This is a genomic window from Spirillospora albida, from assembly GCF_000718255.1.
GTDB lineage: Bacteria > Actinomycetota > Actinomycetes > Streptosporangiales > Streptosporangiaceae > Spirillospora > Spirillospora albida.
Map to the genome: position 1 here is coordinate 1 of NZ_JOFJ01000018.1, position 23,154 is coordinate 23,154.

General features: G+C 71.0%; 20 protein-coding genes and 2 pseudogenes. 8 read left to right on the top strand and 14 right to left on the bottom strand.

What is annotated here, in order from left to right:
* Positions 1–753 precede the first annotated feature (753 nt).
* Entirely contained in the window at positions 754–1,338 is a 585-nt protein-coding gene (locus tag IE99_RS0121970; protein WP_030174006.1) for a TetR/AcrR family transcriptional regulator, read from the bottom strand.
* A 79-nt stretch (positions 1,339–1,417) separates the two neighbouring features.
* On the opposite strand from IE99_RS0121970, the gene IE99_RS0121975 reads away from it, so the two are divergent.
* Positions 1,418–2,605 (top strand): FAD-dependent monooxygenase, encoded by a 1,188-nt coding sequence (locus tag IE99_RS0121975; RefSeq protein WP_030174010.1) that lies wholly within the window; start codon positions 1,418–1,420, stop codon positions 2,603–2,605.
* A gap of 500 nt (positions 2,606–3,105) precedes the next feature.
* On the opposite strand, the gene IE99_RS0121980 is transcribed toward IE99_RS0121975, so the two are convergent.
* Complete coding sequence (locus IE99_RS0121980; RefSeq protein ID WP_051712994.1) at positions 3,106–4,743, bottom strand: methyl-accepting chemotaxis protein; 1,638 nt, start codon at positions 4,741–4,743, stop codon at positions 3,106–3,108.
* A 560-nt stretch (positions 4,744–5,303) separates the two neighbouring features.
* On the opposite strand from IE99_RS0121980, the gene IE99_RS0121985 reads away from it, so the two are divergent.
* Together IE99_RS0121985 and IE99_RS0121990 are read left to right on the top strand one after the other, a co-directional pair.
* Positions 5,304–5,708: a DUF3592 domain-containing protein gene (locus IE99_RS0121985; protein ID WP_030174016.1), complete on the top strand. Its 405-nt coding sequence runs from the start codon at positions 5,304–5,306 to the stop codon at positions 5,706–5,708.
* Between the two features lie 163 nt (positions 5,709–5,871).
* The gene (locus IE99_RS0121990; protein WP_030174019.1) at positions 5,872–7,062 is read left to right on the top strand and encodes a tyrosine-type recombinase/integrase; all 1,191 of its coding nucleotides are present in this window, start codon (positions 5,872–5,874) and stop codon (positions 7,060–7,062) included.
* Between the two features lie 92 nt (positions 7,063–7,154).
* Here the strand turns inward: IE99_RS0121990 and IE99_RS33710 are convergent.
* Positions 7,155–7,376: pseudogene (locus IE99_RS33710) on the bottom strand (N-acetyltransferase family protein); the annotation flags it as partial.
* 383 nt (positions 7,377–7,759) lie between these two features.
* Here IE99_RS33710 and IE99_RS0121995 point away from each other — a divergent pair.
* Positions 7,760–8,344, top strand: a complete 585-nt coding sequence (locus IE99_RS0121995; RefSeq protein WP_030174020.1) for a dihydrofolate reductase family protein — start codon at positions 7,760–7,762, stop codon at positions 8,342–8,344.
* Between the two features lie 107 nt (positions 8,345–8,451).
* On the opposite strand, the gene IE99_RS0122000 is transcribed toward IE99_RS0121995, so the two are convergent.
* Together IE99_RS0122000 and IE99_RS0122010 are read right to left on the bottom strand one after the other, a co-directional pair.
* The gene (locus IE99_RS0122000; protein ID WP_030174022.1) at positions 8,452–9,459 is read right to left on the bottom strand and encodes an RNA polymerase subunit sigma-70; all 1,008 of its coding nucleotides are present in this window, start codon (positions 9,457–9,459) and stop codon (positions 8,452–8,454) included.
* A 438-nt stretch (positions 9,460–9,897) separates the two neighbouring features.
* Positions 9,898–10,260, bottom strand: coding sequence for an antibiotic biosynthesis monooxygenase family protein (locus IE99_RS0122010; protein WP_030174024.1), 363 nt, complete (start codon positions 10,258–10,260; stop codon positions 9,898–9,900).
* A gap of 366 nt (positions 10,261–10,626) precedes the next feature.
* Here IE99_RS0122010 and IE99_RS0122015 point away from each other — a divergent pair, with 366 nt between their 5' ends.
* Both IE99_RS0122015 and IE99_RS30600 read left to right on the top strand, forming a co-directional pair.
* The gene (locus tag IE99_RS0122015) at positions 10,627–11,481 is read left to right on the top strand and encodes a hypothetical protein (RefSeq protein ID WP_051712996.1); all 855 of its coding nucleotides are present in this window, start codon (positions 10,627–10,629) and stop codon (positions 11,479–11,481) included.
* 225 nt (positions 11,482–11,706) lie between these two features.
* On the top strand, positions 11,707–13,827 hold the full coding sequence (locus IE99_RS30600) for an ATP-binding protein (RefSeq protein ID WP_169744469.1): 2,121 nt from the start codon (positions 11,707–11,709) through the stop codon (positions 13,825–13,827).
* 86 nt (positions 13,828–13,913) lie between these two features.
* On the opposite strand, the gene IE99_RS0122025 is transcribed toward IE99_RS30600, so the two are convergent.
* Together IE99_RS0122025 and IE99_RS0122030 are read right to left on the bottom strand one after the other, a co-directional pair.
* Positions 13,914–14,924 (bottom strand): zinc-dependent alcohol dehydrogenase, encoded by a 1,011-nt coding sequence (locus IE99_RS0122025; protein WP_030174030.1) that lies wholly within the window; start codon positions 14,922–14,924, stop codon positions 13,914–13,916.
* A gap of 219 nt (positions 14,925–15,143) precedes the next feature.
* Positions 15,144–16,007, bottom strand: coding sequence for a hypothetical protein (locus tag IE99_RS0122030; protein WP_157610436.1), 864 nt, complete (start codon positions 16,005–16,007; stop codon positions 15,144–15,146).
* Between the two features lie 319 nt (positions 16,008–16,326).
* On the opposite strand from IE99_RS0122030, the pseudogene IE99_RS33715 reads away from it, so the two are divergent.
* Both IE99_RS33715 and IE99_RS33720 read left to right on the top strand, forming a co-directional pair.
* Positions 16,327–16,899, top strand: a pseudogene (locus IE99_RS33715) (GAF domain-containing protein); the annotation flags it as partial.
* 3 nt (positions 16,900–16,902) lie between these two features.
* Entirely contained in the window at positions 16,903–17,619 is a 717-nt protein-coding gene (locus tag IE99_RS33720) for a sensor histidine kinase (protein WP_425423849.1), read from the top strand.
* Between the two features lie 30 nt (positions 17,620–17,649).
* On the opposite strand, the gene IE99_RS0122040 is transcribed toward IE99_RS33720, so the two are convergent.
* From IE99_RS0122040 to IE99_RS0122070, 7 genes are all read right to left on the bottom strand, one after another.
* Entirely contained in the window at positions 17,650–19,329 is a 1,680-nt protein-coding gene (locus IE99_RS0122040; RefSeq protein ID WP_030174037.1) for an ATP-binding protein, read from the bottom strand.
* 126 nt (positions 19,330–19,455) lie between these two features.
* Entirely contained in the window at positions 19,456–20,052 is a 597-nt protein-coding gene (locus IE99_RS0122045; RefSeq protein ID WP_030174039.1) for a CueP family metal-binding protein, read from the bottom strand.
* A gap of 359 nt (positions 20,053–20,411) precedes the next feature.
* Entirely contained in the window at positions 20,412–21,188 is a 777-nt protein-coding gene (locus tag IE99_RS0122050; RefSeq protein WP_030174041.1) for an ABC transporter permease, read from the bottom strand.
* Positions 21,189–21,196: 8 nt separating this feature from the next.
* Positions 21,197–22,159, bottom strand: coding sequence for a daunorubicin resistance protein DrrA family ABC transporter ATP-binding protein (locus tag IE99_RS0122055; protein WP_030174044.1), 963 nt, complete (start codon positions 22,157–22,159; stop codon positions 21,197–21,199).
* The gene (locus IE99_RS0122060) at positions 22,156–22,464 is read right to left on the bottom strand and encodes a DUF1048 domain-containing protein (protein ID WP_030174046.1); all 309 of its coding nucleotides are present in this window, start codon (positions 22,462–22,464) and stop codon (positions 22,156–22,158) included. Before IE99_RS0122060 ends, IE99_RS0122055 begins: the two co-directional genes overlap by 4 nt.
* Before the next feature lies 1 nt (position 22,465).
* Positions 22,466–22,822, bottom strand: a complete 357-nt coding sequence (locus IE99_RS0122065) for a DUF1048 domain-containing protein (protein WP_030174049.1) — start codon at positions 22,820–22,822, stop codon at positions 22,466–22,468.
* Complete coding sequence (locus IE99_RS0122070) at positions 22,819–23,148, bottom strand: PadR family transcriptional regulator (RefSeq protein WP_030174052.1); 330 nt, start codon at positions 23,146–23,148, stop codon at positions 22,819–22,821. Before IE99_RS0122070 ends, IE99_RS0122065 begins: the two co-directional genes overlap by 4 nt.
* Positions 23,149–23,154: the final 6 nt, after the last annotated feature.

Consider the following 23,154-nt stretch of genomic DNA (forward strand, 5'->3'; position numbering starts at 1 on the left):
TCCTGGGTGAAATGCCGCCTCTGTCGTGCCAACGACCTTCCCTTCCGGTTCTCCCCAACCCTAGTTGGGGACCTGTCCGGAAGATCCGGGGCGCCTCAGGGTGGTCGGCTTGGCGGTCGCCGGACTGGGTGGGGCGGCTGTGGCGGGGGCGGCGAAGGTCACGACCGCGCCGGTGGCCGCAGCCACCGCCAGTCCGACCACGCCCACCGTTAACGGCGCGCTGCGTAGGGGGGAGCTCACCCTGCTGGTCCTCGCTATTCGGTTAGGTTCGCCCGCTTTGTGCAGGCACGGCGAGTGACCATAACGGACTCAAGATCATCTTGACAACAGGTGTAACGTGCCGTCGATATATGCAGATATCTTCTTTTATCTTTTGTTGCTCCAAGGAGCCCGTCAGGACTCAGCCGACGGCCCTTCCCGCCGCACCCACGCGGTTGCTCAGAAGGGCGAACAGATAGGGGATAACCAGGGCCGCAGCATGCTGAGAGGGCACAAGTCCCGATACAGCACCGCTGCCGCTGGCCGCACCTGGCTGTGATCTCGGCCACAGGCTGCCGAGTGCTCCTGCAGATCGCGCCGCTGCTCCGCGGCAAGTACACGACATGGCGCGCTTCTTCCGGGGGTCGCCAGTGTGATCACAGGGTCGAACGGGCCGGTCGGCGGTCGACGGAGATCCTGGGCGGGACGGAGGCCAGAGTCGGATGTGAGTGGCCGTGAGGAGCCAGGTTCGGTGGGCGGCCGCCTCCGCTTCGGTCAGGTGGCGAGTGCGGCCTCGAGCATCCGCCGGACGACCGGGGTCAGTTCGGCCACGTCGGGCACCGGGCGGGTCGCGGCCGCCGCGCCGACGAGCCGGTCGTACAGCAGGCCGTCGGTCCAGGCCACGAGCAGTTCCGCAGCCGGATCCGGGCGGGGGGCCCCGAGCGCCGCCAGCAGGTCCGTCAGTCTTGACCGTGCGGCGAGCCCGGCGGCCTGCAGGTCGGCGCGCAGCTCCGGTCTGCGGGTCGCCTCCAGGCTGAGTTCGAAGCGGGCGAGCTGGCGGTCGCGCGCCTCCGTCAGCCAATGGTGCAGCAGTTCGGCCATCACGCCCGCGACGGAGTCCCGGTCCGGGGGGCCGGGGGGCGCCTCCCATCGGTCCATGTCGGCGACCGACAGTTCGGCCAGACGCAGGTAGCAGGCGCTGATCAGGGCGCTGCGGGTCCGGAAGTAGTAGGACGTGCTGCCGGTCGGCAGGCTCGCGGCGGCGTCGACCGCGCGATGGGTCAGGCCGCGCAGTCCGGCGGTGGCCACGGTGCTGATGGCGGCGTCGGCGATCAGTTCCCGGCGGCTGGGGGTGGACATGCCCGCACTCTATAGCTGTAGAGTGCGGGCCATTGGCCTCTACAAACGTAGAGGAATGAGATGGAGGGAGGCGATCGGCATGAGTGCTCGTCACGCTGTGGTGGCCGGAGGCGGCATCGGGGGCCTGACCGCGGCGGTGGCCCTGAGGCGCCACGGATGGCGCGTCACCGTGTGCGAACGGGCCGCCGCGCTCACCGGCGCCGGAGCCGGCATCGTGCTCGCGCCGAACGCCCTGCACGCACTGGCCTCGGTCGGCTTGGACCCCGGCCTGTGGGCGGGCGACGTCCTTCCGGGTCACGTCGGGCTGCGCACGCCCGACGGCACGTGGCTGCAGCGATCCGACGGCGATGACCTGTCCACCCGCTACGGGTTCCCCGCGCGCGCGGTGCACCGGGGCTTCCTGATCGACACCCTCGCGGCCGCCCTGCCGGGCGACGCCGTCCGCCTCGGCGTATCGGTGACCGGTGTGGACGACGCGGGGGACACCGTGGTCGTGCGCACGTCGGCCGGCGACCTGCGGGCCGACGTCGTCCTGGCGGCGGACGGCGTGCGCAGCGCGTTGCGCGGGCGGCTCTTCCCCGGTCACCCCGGGCTGCGTCACGCCGGTGAGGCCGGATGGCGAGCGGTGCTGCCCGGCGCGGGCCTGTCTGTCCGGCAGGCCGCCGAAACCTGGGGGCGAGGCGAGCGGTTCGGCGTCGTCCCCCTCGCCGATGGCCGTATCTACCTCTACGCCACCGCCGTTTCCGGCCCCGGCGCACGGCCCGCCGACCACCACGCGGAGCTGACCCGCCGCTTCGGCGCGTGGCACAGTCCGATACCCGAACTGCTCGAACGGCTGAACCAGCGTGATCCGGACCCGGTCGGAATCCTGCACCACGATTTCTACGAACTGGCCACGCCCCTGCCCCGGTTCCACGCCGGCCGGGTGGCGCTGCTCGGCGACGCCGCCCACGCGATGACCCCCAACCTCGGCCAAGGCGGCTGCCAGGCCATCGAGGACGCCGTCGTCGCGGCGCACCTCCTCGCGTCCGCCGGCGACGTACCGGCCGCGCTCGCCGCCTACACGAAGGCCAGACACCGGCGGACCACCCGGATCGCCCGCCGCTCCCGCCGCGCCGGCGAAATCGCCCGGCTCTCCCACCCCCTGGCCGCGTCCCTCCGGAACCTGGCCGTACGCGCCACGCCGCAGGCGCTGTCGCTGCGAGCACTGGACGCGGTCTTCGGCTGGCAGCCGCCTTCCGCCCCGTCGGCGTCCAGGAGCACCTAGCGTGAATCCCCGGGGAGCGGGGGCCGGTTGCTGTGATCGGCTGGGTCGGTGGTGTCGTCCGCGATCGTCTGGAGCCGGGCCATGTCCTCCGGGTGCAGGCCCGGCTCGGTCTGGACCGCTTCGAGGAGGAGCCGTACCTGGCGGCGCAGGGCAGGTACGCGCTCGGCGCGTCCGGCCTCAACTCGGGAAGCAGCCCCCGGCGTGTCCCCATCCCGTCATGTTCGCACCACCGGCCGTACGAACGTGGTGGGCGGGAGGATGATGTGCGCGCCGCATACGACGTCACCAAGGTCGTTCCCTGCCCCATCCCACCGCGTCGGCCGGTCCTATCCCCGTTCCGGTCATGACCCGGCGGCGGACGATGGTCTCGGCCTGATCCCCGCAGGGTTCGTCGCGGCCCGACGTGCTGGACGTCCTGGCCTCGGCGGGTATCTGGCCGGCCGGAACGCGAACGAGCCCTCTCAGAACTCGCTGAGAGGGCTCGGGTCGCGGGTCGCCGGTCAGCCGGTGGTGAGCCGGAAGGTGGTGACCACCTCGTGCAGGCGGCGGGCGGTGTCGGCCATCTGGTCGGCCGCCGCGCGGGCGGCGTCCAGGGACTGGAGCGTCCCGCCGGACAGGGTCGCGACCGTCTCGATGCTCTCGGCGATCAGGTCGCTTCCGCTCGCCACCTGGGTGACGCTGCGGTTCATCTCGCTCACGGTGGCGCTCTGCTCCTCCACCGCGGACGCGATCGTGACCTGGTAGTTGTTGATGTTCTCGATCACCGAGCTGATCTCGCCGATGGCGTCGACGGCCTCGGTGCTGTCGGTCTGGATCGCCTGGATGCGCCGGGAGATGTCCTCCGTGGCCTTGGCGGTCTCCTGAGCGAGGTCCTTGACCTCGCCCGCGACGACCGCGAAGCCCTTGCCGGCGTCGCCGGCGCGCGCCGCCTCGATCGTCGCGTTGAGCGCGAGGAGGTTGGTCTGCTCGGCGATCGAGGTGATCATCTTGATCACGTTGCTGATCTCCGCGGACGAGGCGCCCAGCTTGTTGACCGTCTGGTTGGTCGCGTTCGCCTTGGTCACCGCGTCGGCCGCGACCCGCGCCGCCTCGCTGGCGTTGCGGGCGATCTCGCCGATGGAGGAGTCCATCTCCTGCGCGCCGACGGAGACCGTCTGGATGTCGCTGCTGACCTGCTGGGCCGTGGCGGTCACGGCCTGCGCGCGGTCGGCGGTCTGCCGGGTGTCGTCGGTGGCCGCCGACGAGATCTCGCGGACCTGCTCGGACGCCGCCTGCACGGCCTCCGCGGTGGCCGTCATGGTGGCCACCGCCTCCCGGACCCCGTCGATGGCCGCGGTGACCGCGCCGTCGATGGCGGCGACCTCGTCGCGTCCCTCGCCGGCCCCGCCGCCCGTGTCGCCGGTGAGGTCCTTGGCGGCGAGCCGGTGCAGCCGCTCCATCGCCCGGTGCAGCGGACCGGTGATCGACCGGGTCACCGCCAGCGCGATCACGACGGCCGCGAGCAGACCGAGCGCGGTGACCAGCATCATGATCGTCCGAGCCCCTTCGGCCTCGTCGTCGACCGTCTGCATGGCGGCGTTCGTGCGCGTCTGCGCCGACGCGATCAGCGCACCCGTGTGCCCGAGGATCGCCTCGTAGGCCGGCACCGACTCGGAGCCGAGCACGGTGTTCCCGCCCTTGACGTCCCCGGCCGCGAAGGCGGCCCGGGCCTTGTCGAAGCCGGCGAAGTACGTCTGCCACGCCTTCTTCAGCTCGGCCAGCCTGGTCTTGTCGGCGGCGGTCAGCGCCCCCTCGTCGACCTGGCCGAGCAGCTTCTCCAGCTCGGTCTTGTACTTCGCGTACTGGACCTGGGTCTCGTTGGTCGGAGCCACCGCGTTCGCCGGTCCGATCGTCGCCACCTGCCACGCCGTGAGCGCCTGGGAGGTGGCGACCTGCGCGTTGAGGAAGTTGATCTCCTGCATCCTCTGCACGAGGTATCCCAGACGGCCGGTCGCGTGCGACGTGTCCTGCTGGTCCCGTGAGGCGTGGAAGCCCACCAGGACGCCGGATCCGACCAGTACCACCACCAAACCGAACCCGATTCCCAGCCGCGCGCCGATGCGCAGCCGCCGCACCGACCCCATGAGCCATCCCGACATGATCGTCCTTGAAGCGCGAGACAGCCGGATGCCGTCCTAGTGCCCGACCATCGGCTCGCCTCGTCCCCGACCTGAGCCTCCCGCCCGTGGCTCCCACCACATCGCGTCCGACCCGATCGGGGCTCGTCCCGGCCCCTACGCTGAGGCCATGCCGGACGACGAGAGCCTCCCCGCCCGCGCCTGCCGGTCTCGCCGTGGCCGGATAGCCGGCCGGCAGGCGGAACCCGCGCGAGGACGAGGAGGGGGCGGTGACATCCGACATGCCGTCGCGCATCCCCTTGACCGGCCGGGTGCTGAGCCGCGCCGCGTCCGGAGAGGTTCGACTGCGGGCGGCCGCGCCCCGCACGAGCCGGCGGCGCTGCTGCGCAAGGTCGGGCCCGGCGCCGGCCTGCCCGCCGACGTACTGGACGCGCTCGCCGCGCCCCGGCGTGCCGGGTCGGGGGAGAAGACCGGACGTGAAACGCGGACCAGGAACAGCCATCTGCAGAATCGGCAGGGACAACTCCGTGCAGAGCCGCACAATGCAGAGTCACGACCTCGCTTGCGGAAGGGGAACGTAGATGCTGCGCACGTTCTTCATCTACGTGGCCATGGCTCTCGGGCCGGTGGCGATGGCGGCGCCGCCGCTGATCACATGGGGCCACCTGAGGTTCAAGCGGACCGCCCTGCTGACCCGTGGTGTGGTGATCGAGCTGGAGTACCGGTCCCCAGCGCCGGACATCACGCGCCAGGTGCAGAAGATCCGCTTCCAAGTGCCGGACGGGCGGGAGTTCGTCCTGGAGGAGGAGGGCGGGAAGATGGCGGTCGGGGACGTCGTCGATGTGCTCTACGACCCGGCCGACCCGAGGCGCGCGATGCTGCCGTTCGAGAAGCGCTGGCTCGTCACGGGCTGCGTCCTGATGATGGGGCTGGGCGCCTTCGTCACCTGGCTCGTCTTCTTCGTCTGGCAGCCGCTCTCCCAGTGAGCAATGCGTCATCGGAAATGCCAGTGAGTCGCCCGACGGCACCGGGTGGCTCGGTGTTCCAGACCGATCCGGCTGCCGCCGTCCGTACCGCGACCGCCAAGGTCGAACGGATCCGCGCCCGCCGCAGCACCGGCACTGAACAACGACGACAGGACACGGCGCGATGACGACCGAGCCGACCACCGAACCGCCCCGGCCGGCGCCTGATCAGCCGCTGGAGCCCACCGCGATCTCGCGGGGCCGGGCTGCGGCCCCGACCCCGCACGCGGGCGGCGCGGCGGTGACCGGCCCGCCTGGCGCGGGGGAGCGGCCGCCGCCTCCGGCGCCGCTGGCGACCTCGGTCGGGGACATCCCCGGGCTGTCGCCGCGCCGGCGGCGGGGCGAGGGCGAGGTCGCGGCCGCGGTCGTGGACCTGGTCGACCGGCTCCCGCGACCGCAGCCGTGGAACACCGTCGCCGCGTGGCTGCGCTCGTTCGACTCGCTGGAGACCCGCCGGACCTACCTGGCCTCGCTGGCGGCGTTCCTGCGCTGGCTCGAGCTCGCCGCGCCGCAGTACGAGCTGTTCACGGTGACCGAAGACGTCCTGATCGCCTACAAGGACCAGATCGGCACCGCGACCGGCACCGCCGCCGAGCTGCTGCCCGGCGGCCGACCGCTCAGGCCGAGCACCGTGGCGCGCAGGATCGCGGCGCTGCGGTCGCTGTACGGCTACGCCGTCCGCCGCCACGCCCTGCCCCACAACCCGGCGAGCTTCGTCGACCCGCCCCGCACCCCCGGCAGCGGCACCACCCCCGCCCAGAGCAAGGACACCGCGGCCGCGCTGATGCGCGGCGCCGAGCACATCGCCGACCGGCACCCGGCCGACGCCGCCGCCGTGGGCCTGCTGCTGAACATCGGCGCGCGCGCCGCCGAGGTCATCTCCATGCCGGTGGGCGCGTTCACCAAGGACGGCGACCACCAGGTGGCGCGGTTCCGGATCAAGGGCGGCGCGGAGATCCCGGTTCCGATCACCCCGCGCGTGCACGCGCTGATCGAACCGCTGCTGCGGGGTCGCTCCCGGCACGAGTACCTTCTGCTCCGCGAGGACGGGCGCCCCTTCGACCGGTGGCGGCTACGGACCGCCCTGCGCCGCGCCGCCCGCGCGGGCGGAATCGACCCCGACACGCTGACCAACCACAGCCTGCGCGCCACCGCCATCACCCTGCTGCTGGCCGCCGGCGTCCCGCTCTGGGACGTGCAGGCTCTGGTCGGCCACGCCGACCCCCGCACCACCCAGCGCTACAACCGGACCGGCGCCCGACTGGACGGACACGCCTCCTACGCGATGGGCGGCCTCCTCGGCGACGAGTCCTGACCCCAGCTCGATGGCGATGGTCGCTATCACCCTGGTGACTTCAAGGGGTGAGAACCGGCCCGCAGTTCCGGCCCGCTTGGCAGGCTCGGTGGTCAAAGTGGCGCCAGGACCATGAGGACTTCGTCTCGGTCGTCGCCGGGAGCAAGGCGGAGTGCTCCCGGCCAGCGCCCGACCTCCGTCCAGCCGAGTCGGCGGTAGAAGGTCTCCAATCCGACTCCGGCTCGGGCGGCCAGGTGGAGTTGTTCCAGGCCCATCTCGTCTCGGGCGATCCGGCGAGCGCTTTGCATCAGGCTGGTTCCGATGCCGTGCCCGCGGAAGGCGGTGTGAGGGGCCCCTCACGGCGATGAGCTGGTCGGCGACCGGGCCGACGTGGGTTGCGTCAACGGGTGGGAACGGGAAGCCTGCGGCGCCACCGGCGTTGGTCACGGTGATCCAGCAGTCGATGAGCTCGTCAGTGAGGTCGGCGTCGATCTGATCAGGGCGGACGACTTGGTGGACGTCAGGGGCGCTGCTGCCGGTCATAGCGGGAGTCTGGCAGGCGAAGCCTGGCAATGGACGGGCAGATTAGGGGCAGGTCCGGCGTCGGCCCCGGCGCACCTGACCGGACGTCCACCTGCGGACGCAGATGGCGCACCGATCAGGTTTCCGGGCCGCGCCCGTCTGTACGTGTGAGATCGACTCACGGGAGGCTGGCACGATGCGGAAACTGTTCTTCGGCATGAACGTGACCCTGGACGGCTACATCGCCGCGCCCGGTGACGACATTGGCTGGAGCGGGGGCGAGGGACCGGACTCGTCGCCGAGCGCCGAGCTGTTCCAGTGGTGGTACGACCAGATGCGGGCGAGCGAGCTGTCGCTGTACGGGCGCAAGCTGTGGGAGACGATGAGCTCTTACTGGCCGACCGGTGACCAGCAGCCCGGCGCCACCCCGGCGGAGATCGAGTTCGCGCGCCTCTGGCGGGACATGCCGAAGGTGGTTTTCTCATCGACGATCGACAAGGTCGACTGGAACACCCGCCTGGTCACCGGCGATGCGGTCGCCGAGATCGCCCGGCTCAAGACCGAGGACGGCGGCCCGATGGACATCGGTGGCGCGACGCTCGCCGGGGCCGCCATGCGGGCCGGGCTGATCGACGAGTACGCGCTGGTCACCGTGCCGGTCCTGGTGGGCGGCGGCACGCCGTTCTTCACCGCGCTGGACAGCTGGGTGAACCTGAACCTGATCGAGACGCGGACGTTTCCCGGCGGCGTGGTGCTGACCCGATACGAGACGAGGCGATGAGCTCGGGCCTGCGGACACCAGATGCCCCGCCTGCAATGCCGACGGGGCATCTGGTGTCCGGCCGTCCGGCCCGTGCGCTGACTCGTCGATGATGAGGACTCGGTCGATCACAACGTCGGGGGCAGGCCCAGCCATGGTTTGTCGGTCACGTCGAATCCGGTGAGCTCGGCGATCCTCCCGTCGGGGATGTGCAGGACCGCGATGTTCAGCAAGCGGTATTCCGTGTCGTCGGGGGTGCGGAGGTACAGCGCGGCCGCAGGCATGCGGTTGACGGTCGTGGCGATGCAACGCCAGTCGTCCTTGCCGCGCTGGAAGAGCCCACCGGAGACCCAGCCGTCCACCGCGTCCTTGGCCGTGACGACCAAAGTGCCCGGATCGGGCAGCATCGTGAAGCGCAGGTCGGCGCGCAGCAGGGCCGTCAGCCCGTCGAGGTCGTTGCGCTCATGGGCGTCCATGTACGACTTCACCACGCCGCGTTCGGCGTTCGACAGCTCGTGCGTGGCAGGGCTCCGCCAGTCGAGGCGGCGGTCGGGCAGCTGCTCGCGCATCGTCACGCGCGCCCGCTGCAGTGCGCTGGTCACCGATGCGACGGTCAGCGCGAGGGCGTCGGCGGCCTTCGACGCCGGCCAGCCGAGGACGTCGCGCAGGATGAACACCGCCCGCTGCCGCGGCGGCAGGTGCTGGACGGCGACGATGAACGCCAGCTCGATCGTCTCCCGCGCCACCACCGATTCCTGCGGGTCCTCCGGGAGCATCCGGTCCGGGTAGGGCTGCAGGTGACGCACTTCCGAGCCCGCGCCCGGCAGCTCGGCAGGGACGGGCGTGCGGTCGTTGCGCTTCTCCAGGAAGTCGAGGCAGGCGTTCGTCGCGATCCGGTACAGCCAGGTCCGCAGGGCGGCGCGGCCCTTGAACGACTCCCGCTTGTTCCACGCCCGCAGGAACGTCTCCTGCGTCATGTCCTGGGCATCCTCGTAGTTCGCGAGCATCCGGTAGCAGTGCACCTGCAGCTCACGCCGGTAGCGCTCCGTGATGAGCGCGAACTGTGCCGTGCCATCTGAGCGGGCCGCCGCGATGAACGCGGCCTCGTCGTCGCCTGGCGGTCTGGCGGCGGTCATGGTCGTCCATCCTTTCGCGGGTGGCAAGGGGGCTACCAGAACCGACGATGTGGCGGAGGATTCCTGAGCGGTGAGCCGCTGACACCGGGCGGTTCGTCAAGCCGGATGGGTCGGGCCGATCCATGTGGACGATGTTCCACAGCACGATGCAGGTGAGCACGGGACCCAACGCGGACAGTTGGCTCTCCATGCCGTGTGCCTTGACAGAATTTCTCGCCGTGAGGGCGACTGGCGAAGGCGGAGTGGAGCTGTTGTTCCCGCAGCGATTCCGGTAGGTGGAGGCGAAGCGCCACCGGTGTCGGAGAAGTGTCGCGCGGCCATGGACGAGGCTTGGGCGCGGGTGACCTACCGGCACCATGCGCTGCGGATGGTGCCGGGAGCCGCGCCGCTCGGACCTTCGGTCACGCCGGACGCCGCCCGCCGGGTGGGATCGGGCGATCAGGCATCGAGGCGCTGCGGCCCGGGGCCGACCTCGCGGACGACGGTGTAGGTGGGAGCCCCGGTCATGCGGGGCTTGGCCTCCCCGGACAGGCCCTTCAGTGCCGTGTCGATGGCTGCCATCCGGCCGTCGGTGTCGGAGGTCTCCACGAAATGGCGGTAGTCCGCCTCGCTCGCCCAGTGCACGATGTTGTAGACGCGGCTGCCGTCGGTGCTCACATGGAAACGGGCCGAGCGGTAGCCGGGATGGAAGCGCACCCACCGCTCCTGGATCGCCGCGAACGCCTTCACGAGCTCGCGCTGCGTGTCAGGGCCGTCGACGGTGTAGTCGATGATCGAATAGAAACCGGGATCCGTGCTCACGGACACACTCCTCAAGGTCGGACGAGGCAACGCCCCCGGGCCGCATCCTGCAATCTCAACCGCAGTTGAGGTCAATGCCCGCGCGGGCCGACGCTTCTTCCGGCTGGATCGGGACGAGCGCCGGGCGCGCGGCGGAGTCCCGCGGTCATGTTGGGTTGGGTGTGCAGTGGGGCACCGTGCGGGTGCTGGGGGTCGTCCGGGTGGACTCGGATCGACGACTTTGGTCGGTGGGAGGTGGCCTGGTGGCCGTCGTGGTCAGGGGGGTGGAGGGGCGAGCCTTCGGATGGGACGACCGTCTGGAGGGTTGCTTTGTTGGATACGTCATCGGGTGCGCGGTCGGAGAAACGTGGATGGCCGGTCGCCGGGTTGGTGCTCGGGCTGGTCGTGGTGTCGCCGTTGTTCGCCGAGTCGCTGGCGGGTTATGACAGCACCACGGGGGATCCTGCGGCGCTGCTGGGCGGGCTGCTGTTCTTTGGTCCGCTGTACGGGTGTCCGGCGTTGCTCATCCGGGAGATCGCGCGGCGGTTCCGGGTGGGGTGGGGCGGGATCGCGGTGTTGTCGGCGGGGTTCGGGGTGCTCCAGGCGGGTGTCATCGACCAGAGCATGTTCGTTCTGACCTACCGCGACATCCCCTATTGGGACGACATGGTGCGGCCCACGCTGATCGAACCGCTGGGGTTCGCCGGTTACACCGCCATGGTGTTCATCGGCGGGCACGTGGTCTGGAGCTTCTGCACCCCGATCGTGCTGGTCGAGTCGTTGGGCGGGGCGCGGGCAAGGGTGCCGTGGCTGCGTTGGCGGGGGCTGATCGTGGCGGGGGTTCTCTACCTGGCGGTGGCCGCTCTGATCCTGGTCGACCACCTGCGCACTCAGGTCGACCACGCCTCGGGAGCACAGGTGGGCGGCGCTCTGACGGTGGTGGTGGTGCTGTTCGCGGGGGCGCTGACGCTGGGGCGCGAGCGCGGCGCGTCGCGGGGCGACCTGGCGGTGCCCTCTGTCCGGGTGGTGGGCCTGCTCAGCCTGGTGGCCGCGCTCGGCTTCAACTTCGTCCCGTACAGCTGGCCCGGAGTCGCCGGGGGGATGGCGCTGGCCGTCCTGGCTGCCGGCGATGCTGGTCGGCTCTCGCTCGGCACGCTGGACCGAGCGCCATGTCGTCGCGGTGGCCGGAGGGGCGGTGCTGGCCAGAGCCGTCACGGCGTTCTTCGCCACCCCGCTCGGTGACGTTTCAGCGGTCAGGCAGTACGCGCACAACACGGTGTTCCTGCTGGGCTCCCTCGCGCTGATCATCTGGGCCGCGCACCGCGCCGCCGGTCACCGAGCCGCCCCGGCGGGTTGCGAGCCTTCGCCAAGGTGAGGCCCGAACCGGCTCAGGCCGGCGGAGGGCGGGAAGGGTGTCTTGTGCCTGTTCGGGCGGGTATGACGTGACCTGACCGGGGGGTGAGGTTCGTGGGCACGGTTGATCGGGTGGCCGGTGACCGGGCGCACGTCGTCCCGGAGTTGGGGTGCCGGCCGAGCTTCCTGGCGGCTCTGCTGGACAATCTGGAAGACGCCGTGATCGCATGTGACGCCGAAGGGCGTCTGGTGTACCTCAACGAGCCGATGCGCCAGATCGTGCGGGCGGCGGAGTTGCCGGAGACGTCGCACGGCTGGTCCCGGGACTGGGGCCTGTTCGCCCCGGACGGGCGGCGAAGGCTGGAGGCGGAAGAAGTGCCGCTGGCCAGGGCCCTGGCCGGGGAGCAGATCACCGGGCAGGAAGTGGTGATCCGCCCGCCGGACGGAGCGGCCCGCCGGTACGCCATCAACGCTCAGCCGATCATCGACACCGATGGGCGGCGGCTGGGCGCGGTGGCCGTCGGGCACGAGATCACGGCCGCTCACCGCACGGCGGTGCTGCGCGCCGTCCAGCACGCCGTCACCGATGTGGTGGCCCAGGACGGCGGCGCCGCCGCCACGGCCCGCGGTGTGCTGGGGGCGGTCGCCGGTGTGCTGGGGTGGTGCTGCGGCGAGTACTGGCGGACCGACCCGGCGACCGCCACCATCACCCGGACCGCGTGCTGGATCAGACCGAACTCGGACCTGTCGCGGTTCACCGGCTCGCAACCGCTCACCTTCTCCCGCGGCCAGGGGCTGCCGGGGCGGGTGTGGGCCACCGGCCGCCAGATCTGGACCCGGGACCTGACCGCCGACGACCGCGGCCTGGTCCGCGCCCGGCAGGCTCGGCAGGCCGGCCTGCACGCGGCCATCGGCCTTCCGGTCCATCGCGGCGGCGCCGGGCCCGTCGAGGGCGTGCTGGCCTTCTTCAACGATCAGATCCTGTCCGTGGACGAGGATCTGGTGGATCTGCTGGAGGGCGTCTGCGCGCGCGTGGGTCAGTACATGGACCGGCACCGCGCCGACGAGCTGGCCCACGAGCTGGCCGTCAGCCGTGACCGCTTCGACCAGGTCATCGCTCAGCTCGACGACTTCATCTGGGTGTCGGAGCTCACCGCGGCGGGCCGGCTGCGTTCGATGTACCGATCCCCGAACTCCGCCGGGATCATGGGTGAGCAGATCGACCCCGACGACGACTTCACCCGCTACGTCCATCCCGACGACCGGCCGGTCTTCCAGGAATTCACCGCCGCCCTGGGCACCGGGGAGCCCGCCCAGGCCGAGTACAGAGTCATCGGCGTCGACGGCGTCACCCGGTGGATCTGGTCACGCGCCACGCCTCGCCGCGACGGGGCACGGCTGCTGGTCGACGGGATCTCCACCGACATCACCGAACGGCACGTCCTGGCCGACGAACGCGAACACACCCTGGCCCAGCAGCGCGAGCAGGTGCGCCGGCTCCGTCAGTTGGACGCGATGAAGGACGAGCTGATGGCGATGGTCAGCCATGAACTGCGCAACCCCATCGGCGTCATCCGGGGCTATACCGAGATGCTCAGCGAGGCGAGCGACCTGCCCGCCGAGTACTCCACCTTCGTCGAGGTCATCAACCGCAAGAGCGAACACCTGCAGCGCCTGGTCGACGACCTGCTGGACCTGGCCCGCCTGGAGGCAGGCATCGTGTCCGTCGACGCCCGCACCGTGGGACTGACCCGCCTGATCGACCAGGCCGTCGACGACCATCGGGCCGCCGCCGCCGACAACGACCTCACCCTGACCACCGAACTGCCCTCCCGCCTGCACGTCCACGCCGACCCCGTCCGGCTGCGCCAGGTCCTGGACAACCTGCTGTCCAACGCCGTCAAATACACCCCCGCCGGCGGCGCCGTCACCCTCACCGCCGCCCCCGCCTGCACCCGCTCCACCGGCAACAGCGACGTCATCGTGACCATCGCCGACACCGGCATCGGCATCCCGCCCGACCAGTACGACCAGCTCTTCCAGCGCTTCTTCCGCTCCACCACCGCCACCGAAGCCGGCATCAAGGGCACCGGCCTCGGCCTGGCCATCACCAAAGCGATCATCACCGCGCACGGCGGCGCCATCACCGCCGCCCCCCGCCCCGGCGGCGGCACCGTCTTCACCATCTACCTGCCCACCGAAGCCCCCACCCGCGAACACCCGCGACAGCGGTGATACCTGCCGATGTGCGCGAGGGCGAGGGGCCAGGATGAGACCTGGGGGACCGGAGGCCAGGGGCCGGTGTTCCCGCTCCCGGGTTCTCAGGACATGTCGAAGACGAGGCGGGCGGGGACCCGGCCGGCGAGCACCTCGGCGAAGCACTCGTTGACGTCCTCCAGGGCGCGCGACTCCGCGACGACCCGGGTGCGTCCCCGCGCGTGCAGATCGAAGCAGTCGGCGAGGTCGTTGCGGTTCCCGACGAGCGACCCCATCACCGAGATGCCGCGCAGGACGGTCTCGAAGACGGGCAGCTCGAGCCGGTTGTCCGCCGGCAGGCCCACGAGGACGAGCCGTCCGGTGGGGTTCAGGGCCGCGTGAGCCGCCCGCATGGCCGCGGGGGAGGGGACGGTGACCAGGGCGATGTCGACCCCGCCGAGGCTCTCCAGCTGCTCGGCCTGCCCGCTGCGGGCGTCGATGGTGTGGTCGGCCCCGAGGTCGCGGGCGAGCTGCAACTTCTCGTCCTCGACGTCGACGGCCACGGACGTGCACCCGAAGACGTTGGCGTACTGGAGCCCGAGGTGGCCCAGTCCGCCGATGCCGACGACCATCACGGTCTCGTTCGGCTGCGGGTGCGCCGCCTTCAGCGCCTTGTAGGTCGTGACGCCGGCGCAGGTGAGCGGGGCCGCGTCGAAGGAGCTGACACCGTCGGGCACCTTCACGGCGTGGCTGGCGTACGCGAGGGTGAACTGGGCGTAGCTGCCGTCCATCGTGTAGCCCATGTACGCGGGGGCGATGCAGTAGGTCTCCTCGCCCTTGATGCAGTAGCGGCACTGGCCGCAGGCGTGCCCGAGCCACGGCAGGGCGACACGGTCCTCCTCGCGGAGCGGTTCGGCGCCGTCCCCGACCGCGACGACCCTGCCGACGCCCTCGTGGCCGGGGATGAGGGGCATCTTCGGTTTGACGGGCCAGTCGCCGTTGGCCGCGTGGATGTCGGTGTGGCAGAGCCCGGCGGTCTCGATCTGGACGACGATCTGGCCGGGGCCCGGCTCCGGGACCGGGACGTCACGGATCTCCAGGCGTGCTCCGAGCTCGGGGACGACAGCGGCTTTCATGGAACTCCTTTTGTGGTGATGGGCCCCACGCCGCACTCCGGTGGAGCAGAGCGGCGTGGGCGCGGCGGCTGCGGGACATCGGGCCAGGCCGCGATGCCACCGCTTCGCGGCGATACCCGAGGACCCACGCGATCAATCTCTCGCCTCGGAGGTCCCTCGCGGTAGGGCCGAAGCGATCAAGGTTCGCGGGCCGTTCGTCCTGATTCCCGGCCGCCCGCGTCACGCGAGACGGCGCCAGGCGTCGTAGTGGTGCACGGCCAGCCCGGCGTAGGCGGTGTAGCGGGCCGCCTCGTCGTCCACGGTGCTCATCACCTGGTTCAGGGAGGCGGTGCCCTCCTCGAAGAAGGTGCAGTGGGGGCAGTCGGGCAGTTGTTCGGTCTCGACGGCGAGACGTACCGGCTTGCCGGCGTACTGCCCCCGGATCAGCATGTCCTTGCCCACGTCCATGAGCGAGTTCGGGCCGGTGGCGGTATCGCGGTAGCTCATGACGGTCACCGCGCCGACCCGGGCCAGGACGCGGTCGGCCAGGGTGGACGTGCCGACCGGGATCGTCCCGTACCAGAACGGCACATCGGCCTCCAGCGGCCGGGCGTCATCGTTCTCCAGTGCCTTGAGGACGCCGAGGAACGCATGAACCGTCCCGGAGCGGTCGATGTTCCAGGCCGGGAGCGCGTAGGGCTCGATGTCCACGTGGGTACGGGAGAACAGTCCCGTGGCCAGGGCGCCGCGCTGCCAGGCCAGGGCCGCGGCGGTGTCGAAGGTCCAGCCTGGATCCCCGCCCAGTGCCGACAGCCTGATGCGGGCGGCGTCGGCGAGGGTCTTGAGCTCGCGCAGCCTCGGCAGGTCGTCGCCGGCCGCCACGCCGGACGGCACATGGGCGAAGATCTCCTCCACTCCCCGGGCCGTCGCCCACTCGACCACGGCGGCCGGATCGGCCCGGCTCCACAACCACATCGCCCGCGGGGCCGTCGCGGCGTGCGCCCGCCCGTCCGGTACCCCTGTCAGTGCGGTCGCCAGTACGCAGGCGACCAGCGCCAGTCCCTTCCCGCGGCCGACCCATGGCCGCACCGGCCCTTCACTCATCGCGGTCTCCCCGATCGATCGCCGCCCTGCTCAACGGTTGGAATCTTCCTTCGGTCATTCCCTCACCGCGGTGAACATTCTCCGTGGTGTCTTCGGCCGGACCGGGGGACGAGATGCGCGCCCCGGGTCGCGGTGATGGCCATGTGTAGTTTTGTAGTGACAGAGAGTAGATTGTATGGGTTGGTTCGCGGTGATCGTCGAGCCGTGGCGGTGCCTTCGCCGCGACCGGTCAGGGCCGTCTCCCTGTCCGCCGCCGGCGCCGGGAGCGGGAAGGGTCCGGAGGGGAGCGGATGTGAGCGACAAGGCCCTGCTGCCGAGCATGCGGGTGGATGATCTTCTGGAGGAGCTGCAGGGTCGGCTGGACGCCTTCAAGTTCGCCCGGGACCGGGTGCACGCGCTGCTGGAGGCCGTCGTCTCGATCGGTGATCTGGATCTGGAGACGGTGCTGCGGCGGATCATCGAGTCGGCCACGCGGCTGGTCGACGCGCGCTACGGCGCGCTCGGCGTGATCGGTGAGGGCGGCACGCTCAAGCGGTTCATCACGGTGGGGATGAACCAGGAGGAGATCGCGGCGGTCGACCACTGGCCGCACGGGCTCGGGCTGCTCGGCCTGCTGATCAAGGAGCCGCAGACGCTGCGGCTGTCCGAGATCTCCGATCATCCGGCCTCCTACGGCTTCCCCGAGGGGCATCCGCCGATGCGCGGTTTCCTGGGCGTGCCCATCCGCGTGCGCGAAGAGGTTTTCGGCAACCTGTACCTGACCGAGAAGGCCGGCGGCGCGGACTTCGGTGAGGAGGACGAGGCCGTGGTCACCGCGCTGGCCGCCGCCGCGGGCGTGGCGATCGACAACGCCCGGCTGTACGACGAGACGCGGCGGCGCGAGGCCGAACTGCACGTGTTCGCCGGCGTCGTCGCCCACGACCTCCAGCGGCCGCTCAGCGTGATGCGCGGTTTCACCGAGCTGGTGCACGACGACCTGACCGGCCGGTCCGGCCAGGAGGACAACGTCGACTACCTGGAACGGGTGCTGAAGGCGACCTCCCAGATGAGCGTCCTGATCAACGACCTGCTCACCTACGCCACGGCCCGCGACGCCCAGCTCACGCCGATCACGATCGACGCGGCGCGACTGGTGCGGGAGATCGTCGATGAGCACATGTCCGCGGTCCGCGCCGAGCCGGCGGCCGCGACACCGGAGATCTACATCGGGTCGCTGCCGGCCGTCCACACCGACTACGCCCTGACATGCCAGCTGTTCAACAACCTGATCGGCAACGCGATCAAGTACACCCCGCACGGCCGGTCGGCCCGCGTGGACATCACCGGCGAACCGAGCGGTGAGGGCTGGGTGCGCATCATGGTCGCCGATCGCGGCATCGGCATCCCGCCCGGCCACCACGACAAGATCTTCAACAGCTTCCACCGCGCCGCCATCGACTATGCCGGCACCGGCCTGGGCCTGGCGATCTGCCAGCAGATCGTCCAGCGCCACGGAGGCACCATCACCGCGGGCGACAACCCCGGCGGCGGGGCGCGCTTCCTCTTCACCCTCCCCGCGCCGCCCCCCGGCGAGGAACCTACGAGTTTCCCCGGCGAGGAGTGCGCGGACTGAGCTCCGCAAGGCGTCCCACGAGCCGCGGGATCAGGGTGGAGCGGCGGCGGGGATCGTGAGGGTGAAGGCGGTGCCCTTGCCGGGCGTGCTGGTGGCGGTGAGGGTGCCCTCGTGGGCTTCGGCGATGGTCTTGGCGATGGTGAGCCCGAGCCCCACCCCCTGGATGGCCTGCTCGGCGGCGGTGCGGGCCCGGGAGAACCGGTCGAAGACATGGGCGAGTTCTTCGGGCGGGATTCCGATGCCGCGGTCGGTGACGGTGATGGCCACACCGGAGCCGGACTCCGCCGCGGCGGCGCCTACGTGCATGGTGATGGTGGTCTGGCGGGGGGAGAACTTGGCGGCGTTGGACAGCAGCGCGGCCAGGGCCCGGACCAGCAGCGAGCGGTCGGCGTCGATGGTGGTGAGACCGGCGTCGACGCGCAGGTCGAGGGGGTGGTGGCCGAGATCGGTCTCGGACGAGGCGCGCTGCACGGCCTCGTCGAACAGGTCGGCGACCGGTACCGGCGCGCGGCGGGGGGCCAGCGGATGGCCGGTGGCGGTGGTGTTGACGGCGAGCAGGTCCTCCACCAGCCGCTGCAGCCGCCGGGCGTTGTGGGTGACGGTGTGCAGCATCTTGCGCGTCGGATGGGGGACCGCGTCCTCGTCGTCCAGGACGATCTCCAGGTAGCCCAGGATGGTGGTGAGCGGGGTGCGGAGCTCGTGGCTGACGGTGGCCACGAACTCGTCCTTGGCGTGGTCGAGTTCCTTGAGGCGGGCGACGGTGGCCTGCTCCTGCCGGTAGGCCCGGCGCAGGGCCTGTTCGGCTCGGCGCCGGTCGGTGATGTCGTGGATGAACGCGTGGAAGACCCACGCGCCGTTCTCGTGGTTGGCCCACACCACGAGCTCGATGGGGAACTCGCTGCCGTCGGCGCGGATCGCGGCCAGTTCCAGCCGCCGCCCGAGGACGGTGGAGGCGCCGGTGGCCAGGAACCGTTCGCGGCCCGCCTCGTCGGCCGCCCGGAACCGCTCCGGCACGATCGTCTCGTGGACCATCTGGCCGATGGCCTCCTCCCGGGTCATTCCGAACATCCGCTCGGCGCCGGTGTTCCAGGCGATGATGCGGCCGCCGGCGTCCATGGAGACCAGTGCCTCCACCGACGTCTCGATGACGTGCTCCAGCCGCCGCCTCGCCTGGTCGGCGCTCTGCTGGGCGCGGTGCCGGTCGACCACCCGGCCCAGCTGGTGGCCCAGGTTGCCCAGCACCCGCAGCAGGATCTCGTCCGGAGTGATCACCTGCGGGTGGAAGAACTCCAGCACCGCGACCACCCCGTCGGAGGCGATGACCGGGACCGCCAGGGCCGTTCCGGCCTCCACCTCGCCCTGCTCGGCTCGGATGCCATCGGGATGGCGGCGCAGATCGTGCAGCCACACCGGCCGGCCCGACACCGCGGCCATGCCGACGCCGCCCACCCCCGGAGGGCACGAGACCCGCCCGCTCACCCCCCGCAGCACCGGGAACCGGTCGACGTCGCCCTCCCAGATCCCCGACGACTCGAACACGCCCGGCTCGTCGGCGGGCACGCACATGTGCCCGATCGGCCAGCCGATCATCTGGGTGACCACCCGCAGCGTCGGGCGCGCGGCCGCCTGGAGGTCGCTGCTGGTACTGATGACCTCGGCGACGCTCTCCAGCAGCGCCAGCAGCATGCCCTCCCTGCCGGTCTCCGGCACAACCCCTCCGCCCTGAAACACTCCGCCCGCCACCCATGTCCAGAGTAGTCATTCAACTACCCTGAGCATTCGGTGCCGCACCTCCGCCGTCCGGCGGCACGGTCGTGCGGATGGAGTCTCCGGGCGTCAGGAGAGGCGGAGCGTCGTCAGGCAGGTCGGCGCCTTCTCATCGGTGGTGATCTTCTTCTCGGCGGTCCTGCCGGCGTAGGTGATCCGCAGCGTCGCCTTGATGTCGCGGGGCAGCCAGAATCCGACGAACCCGTTGGCGTAGGTGGTGCGCGTCCCGTCGGCCAGGACGCGGCCGGTCGCGTCGTCGGTGATCTTCGCCTGCACCTCCTTGCCGCCCAGTTCGCCCTTGCACGTGGTCAGCGAGTGGTAGAAGCAGTCATGGGTGCGCTCGACGTAGGGCGCCACGGAGAGGTAGAAGCGGTCGCCGGGGATGTCCAGACCGGTCTCCGCGCCCCCGTTCGAGACCACGAGTTCGCCCGGACGGACCGACGCCCTCAGATCGGCCGGACGCTCCTGCAGACCCATCCGGTCGAGGTGGTCGATGACCTCCACGGCGGACTTGCCCGCCAGGCCGTAGGCGGCCAGCGGCGCCGGGCCGCCCGTGGCGGGCGCCGACCGCGCGGTGCCCGGCGCGGTGGCGGTCTCATCGGTCGAGGCCGCGCACCCGGCCAGCAGCAGCGCGGAGGCCGCGGTCGCGAAGACGAGTCGCTTCATGGTCGTGTCCCTTTGGTATCCGGTGCCGTGGGCGGGCGCATCGACCGCTCGCCGGCTAGGTGCTTCGGCGCCGTCTCGCGCGTGCGGAACGGCGTGGTCCTCAAGTCCGTCGATTCCAGTCTCCGTGAGCGGGAAGCGCGCCCACAGGGACGCAGGCCCCGGCCGGACAGGACCTTCGGCACCGGCCTCACCTGCGGGTTCTCAGCGGCCGGTGTAGTGGGGGTGCGTTTCTCCAGGAAGGAGCGGACGCCTTCGCGGTGGTCCTCGGTGGCGAACAGGTCGCCGAGGATCGTGCTCACCCAGGCGCCCAGATCGTTCCAGTGGCCTGGCGGCGGCTGTCGCCCCGCACATGGGGTGGGTCATCTGAACAGCTTCATCGACCACAGGAAGCCGACCAGGGCGATCCCGGCGGACCAGGCGACGGCCTGGTAGGCGCTGGTGCCGATGGCGGCGCCCATCAGCAGGCCGCGCAGGGTCTCGATGGCGGGGGTGAACGGCTGGTACTCGGCGAACCAGCGCAGGGCGGCCGGCATGGAGCCGGTGGGCACGAAGCCGCTGCCGAAGAACGGCAGGAGCATCAGCAGCAGGGGCGCGTTGCTGGCGCCCTCGGGGTTCTTGGCGGCCAGGCCCAATGCGACCGCCAGCCAGGTGAGCGAGAAGACGAACAGCGTCAGGAAGCCCGCGGCGGCCAGCCACTCGAGGGGTTCGGCGTTGGGCCGGAAGCCGATCGCCAGGGCGACGCCGATGACGACCGCGATGCTGATCGCGATGGAGATCATGCTGCCGACGACGTGCCCGGTGAGGATCGATGATCGGGAGATGTCCATCGTCCGGAAGCGGGCGACGATTCCCTCGGCCGTGTCCATGGCCACGGAGATGGCGGTACTGGTGGCGGCGCCGACGGTGGTCATCAGGATGATGCCGGGGGTGACGTAGTCGAGGTACCGGCCGCGGCCTCCTCCTCCGAGCCCGTTCCCGAGCGTGCCGCCGAAGACGTACACGAACAGCAGCAGGAAGACCACCGGCATGCCGATGAGCTGCACCGTCATGGCCGGGTAGCGGAGCATGTGCTTCAGGCGCCGGCGGATCATCGTCGCCGAGTCGGCCAGGGTGTGGGAGACGCGGACAGCGCCCATCGAAGCGCTCACCGGACCGCGCTCCCGTCCTTGGGGTCGCCGGTGAGAGTGAGGAAGACGTCGTCGAGATCGGGGGTGTGCACGGCCAGATCGGCCGGTTCGACGCCGGCGGCGTCCAGCCGGGCGAGCAGGTCGCGCAGCGAGGCGACACCGCCGTCGGAGGGGACCCGCAGTGTGAGGCGGTCGTCGTCGGAGGTGTCCAGGAAACCGGTGCCGAGCGCGCCGAGCGCGCCGGCCAGCGCGGTCTCGTCGGTGAACCGCAGGGCCACGTGGCCGCCGGGGATGAGCCGCTTGAGCTCCTCGGGGGTCCCTTCGGCGACCAGCGTCCCGCGGTCGAGGAGGGCGACCCGGTCGGCGAGCCGGTCGGCCTCCTCCAGGTACTGCGTGGTGAGGAAGATCGTGACTCCGTTGCCGGCCAGGTCGCGGATGATCCGCCACATGGTGCGGCGGCTGCGCGGGTCCAGGCCGGTGGTGGGCTCGTCCAGGAAGATGACGCGCGGGTCGCCGACGAGCGTCATCGCCAGGTCCAGCCGGCGGGCCATGCCGCCCGAGTAGGTGGACGCCGGCTTCTTCGCGGCCTCGGTGAGGTCGAACCGCTCCAGCAGCCGCGCGGCGAGCCGGCGGCCCTCGCGCCGCCGCAGGTGGTGCAGGTCGGCCATCAGGAGGAGGTTCTCCTCGCCGGTGAGGAGCTTGTCCACCGCCGAGTACTGGCCGGTGACGCCGATGGACGCGCGGACCGCCCGGGGGTTCGCGGCCAGGTCGTGGCCCGCCACCCGGACGTCGCCGCCGTCGGCGCCGATCAGCGTGGACAGGATCTGGACGACGGTGGTCTTGCCGGCCCCGTTGGGGCCGAGCAGGGAGAAGATCGCTCCTTCGGCGACGGCCAGGTCGATACCGTCGAGCACGAGGGTGTCGCCGTAGGACTTGCGCAGGCCGGTGACGGCGATCGCCGGGGGGTTCGCGCCGGTCATGGCTTGCCGATGGACTCTTGGTAGATGTCCGCGTAGGTGCGCGAGTCCTTGATCAGGTCGTCGCAGAAGGCGGCGACGTCGTCGCCGAGGAGTTCCCTGACCCCGCGGCCGGAGGCGACTCCCTCCTCGAAGAAGTCGACCATCTCCGACAGCAGGTCGCCGCCGAGCAGGTCGACCGGTCCGACCTTGAAGAGGTACTTCTGGATCTCCTTGTAGACGATCTGGTAGTCCGGCGGAAGCGCCTTGACCCGCGCCGTGTGCGCCCGCCACTGCTTCTTGCCCTCGATGATGTCCCGGATCCCCATGTCAGCCTCCCAGCCTGTCCAGTTTCCTCGCGACGTTCCTGTTCAACTGCTCGCGCCACCGGTCGCGATAGCCGCGGGCCCCTTCCCCGCCCGCCAGCGCCGCGCAGAAGCCCCCGATGTCGTCGCCGAGCACCTCGCGCACGCTCTGCCCGTCGGCCGCCGACTCTTCGAGCAGCCCCAGGGCGCCGTCGAGAATCGGCATCAGGTTCCGGCCCGTGAAGCCCGAGTAGGGGAGGAGATGTCCCTTCATCTCCTCCCACGCCGCCCGGTGGCCGGTCGGCAGCTTCTCGGCCCGGGTTTCGAACGCCTTCCATTCCCGGGTGAGATCGCCGCCTGTCACGGTCTCCCAGAACTTCATCTCCCGCCCTCCTTGAGCTTGTCGATCCGTGATGTGATGTAGTCCCATTTCGCCCAGAACGTCGCGAGTTCCTCGCGTCCCGCGTCGTTGAGCGCGTAGAACTTGCGCGGCGGGCCCAGCTCGGAGGGTCGTTTCGTCACCTGGACGAGCCCGTTCTTCTCCAGCCGCTGGAGGATGGCGTAGACCGTCCCCTCGACGACATCGGTGAAGCCGAGTTCGTTCAGCCGGCGCGTGATGGCGTACCCGTAGGTCTCCTCGCCGCCGATGATTTCGAGCACGCAGCCCTCGAGCGTGCCCTTGAGCATCTCCGTCAGCTGTTTGTCCATGAACCC

What these genes read in the sequence shown, in the direction of transcription:
- IE99_RS0121975 (WP_030174010.1), top strand. Translation starts at nt 1,418, where the DNA reads ATGAGTGCTCGTCACGCTGTGGTGGCCGGAGGCGGCATCGGGGGCCTG.
- IE99_RS0121985 (WP_030174016.1), top strand. Translation starts at nt 5,304, where the DNA reads ATGCTGCGCACGTTCTTCATCTACGTGGCCATGGCTCTCGGGCCGGTG.
- IE99_RS0122030 (WP_157610436.1), bottom strand. Translation starts at nt 16,007, where the DNA reads ATGAGTGAAGGGCCGGTGCGGCCATGGGTCGGCCGCGGGAAGGGACTG.
- IE99_RS0121990 (WP_030174019.1), top strand. Translation starts at nt 5,872, where the DNA reads ATGACGACCGAGCCGACCACCGAACCGCCCCGGCCGGCGCCTGATCAG.
- IE99_RS0121980 (WP_051712994.1), bottom strand. Translation starts at nt 4,743, where the DNA reads ATGTCGGGATGGCTCATGGGGTCGGTGCGGCGGCTGCGCATCGGCGCG.
- IE99_RS0122055 (WP_030174044.1), bottom strand. Translation starts at nt 22,159, where the DNA reads ATGACCGGCGCGAACCCCCCGGCGATCGCCGTCACCGGCCTGCGCAAG.
- IE99_RS0121970 (WP_030174006.1), bottom strand. Translation starts at nt 1,338, where the DNA reads ATGTCCACCCCCAGCCGCCGGGAACTGATCGCCGACGCCGCCATCAGC.
- IE99_RS0122060 (WP_030174046.1), bottom strand. Translation starts at nt 22,464, where the DNA reads ATGGGGATCCGGGACATCATCGAGGGCAAGAAGCAGTGGCGGGCGCAC.
- IE99_RS0122000 (WP_030174022.1), bottom strand. Translation starts at nt 9,459, where the DNA reads ATGACCGCCGCCAGACCGCCAGGCGACGACGAGGCCGCGTTCATCGCG.
- IE99_RS0122070 (WP_030174052.1), bottom strand. Translation starts at nt 23,148, where the DNA reads ATGGACAAACAGCTGACGGAGATGCTCAAGGGCACGCTCGAGGGCTGC.
- IE99_RS0121995 (WP_030174020.1), top strand. Translation starts at nt 7,760, where the DNA reads ATGCGGAAACTGTTCTTCGGCATGAACGTGACCCTGGACGGCTACATC.
- IE99_RS0122025 (WP_030174030.1), bottom strand. Translation starts at nt 14,924, where the DNA reads ATGAAAGCCGCTGTCGTCCCCGAGCTCGGAGCACGCCTGGAGATCCGT.
- IE99_RS0122065 (WP_030174049.1), bottom strand. Translation starts at nt 22,822, where the DNA reads ATGAAGTTCTGGGAGACCGTGACAGGCGGCGATCTCACCCGGGAATGG.
- IE99_RS0122045 (WP_030174039.1), bottom strand. Translation starts at nt 20,052, where the DNA reads ATGAAGCGACTCGTCTTCGCGACCGCGGCCTCCGCGCTGCTGCTGGCC.
- IE99_RS0122050 (WP_030174041.1), bottom strand. Translation starts at nt 21,188, where the DNA reads ATGGGCGCTGTCCGCGTCTCCCACACCCTGGCCGACTCGGCGACGATG.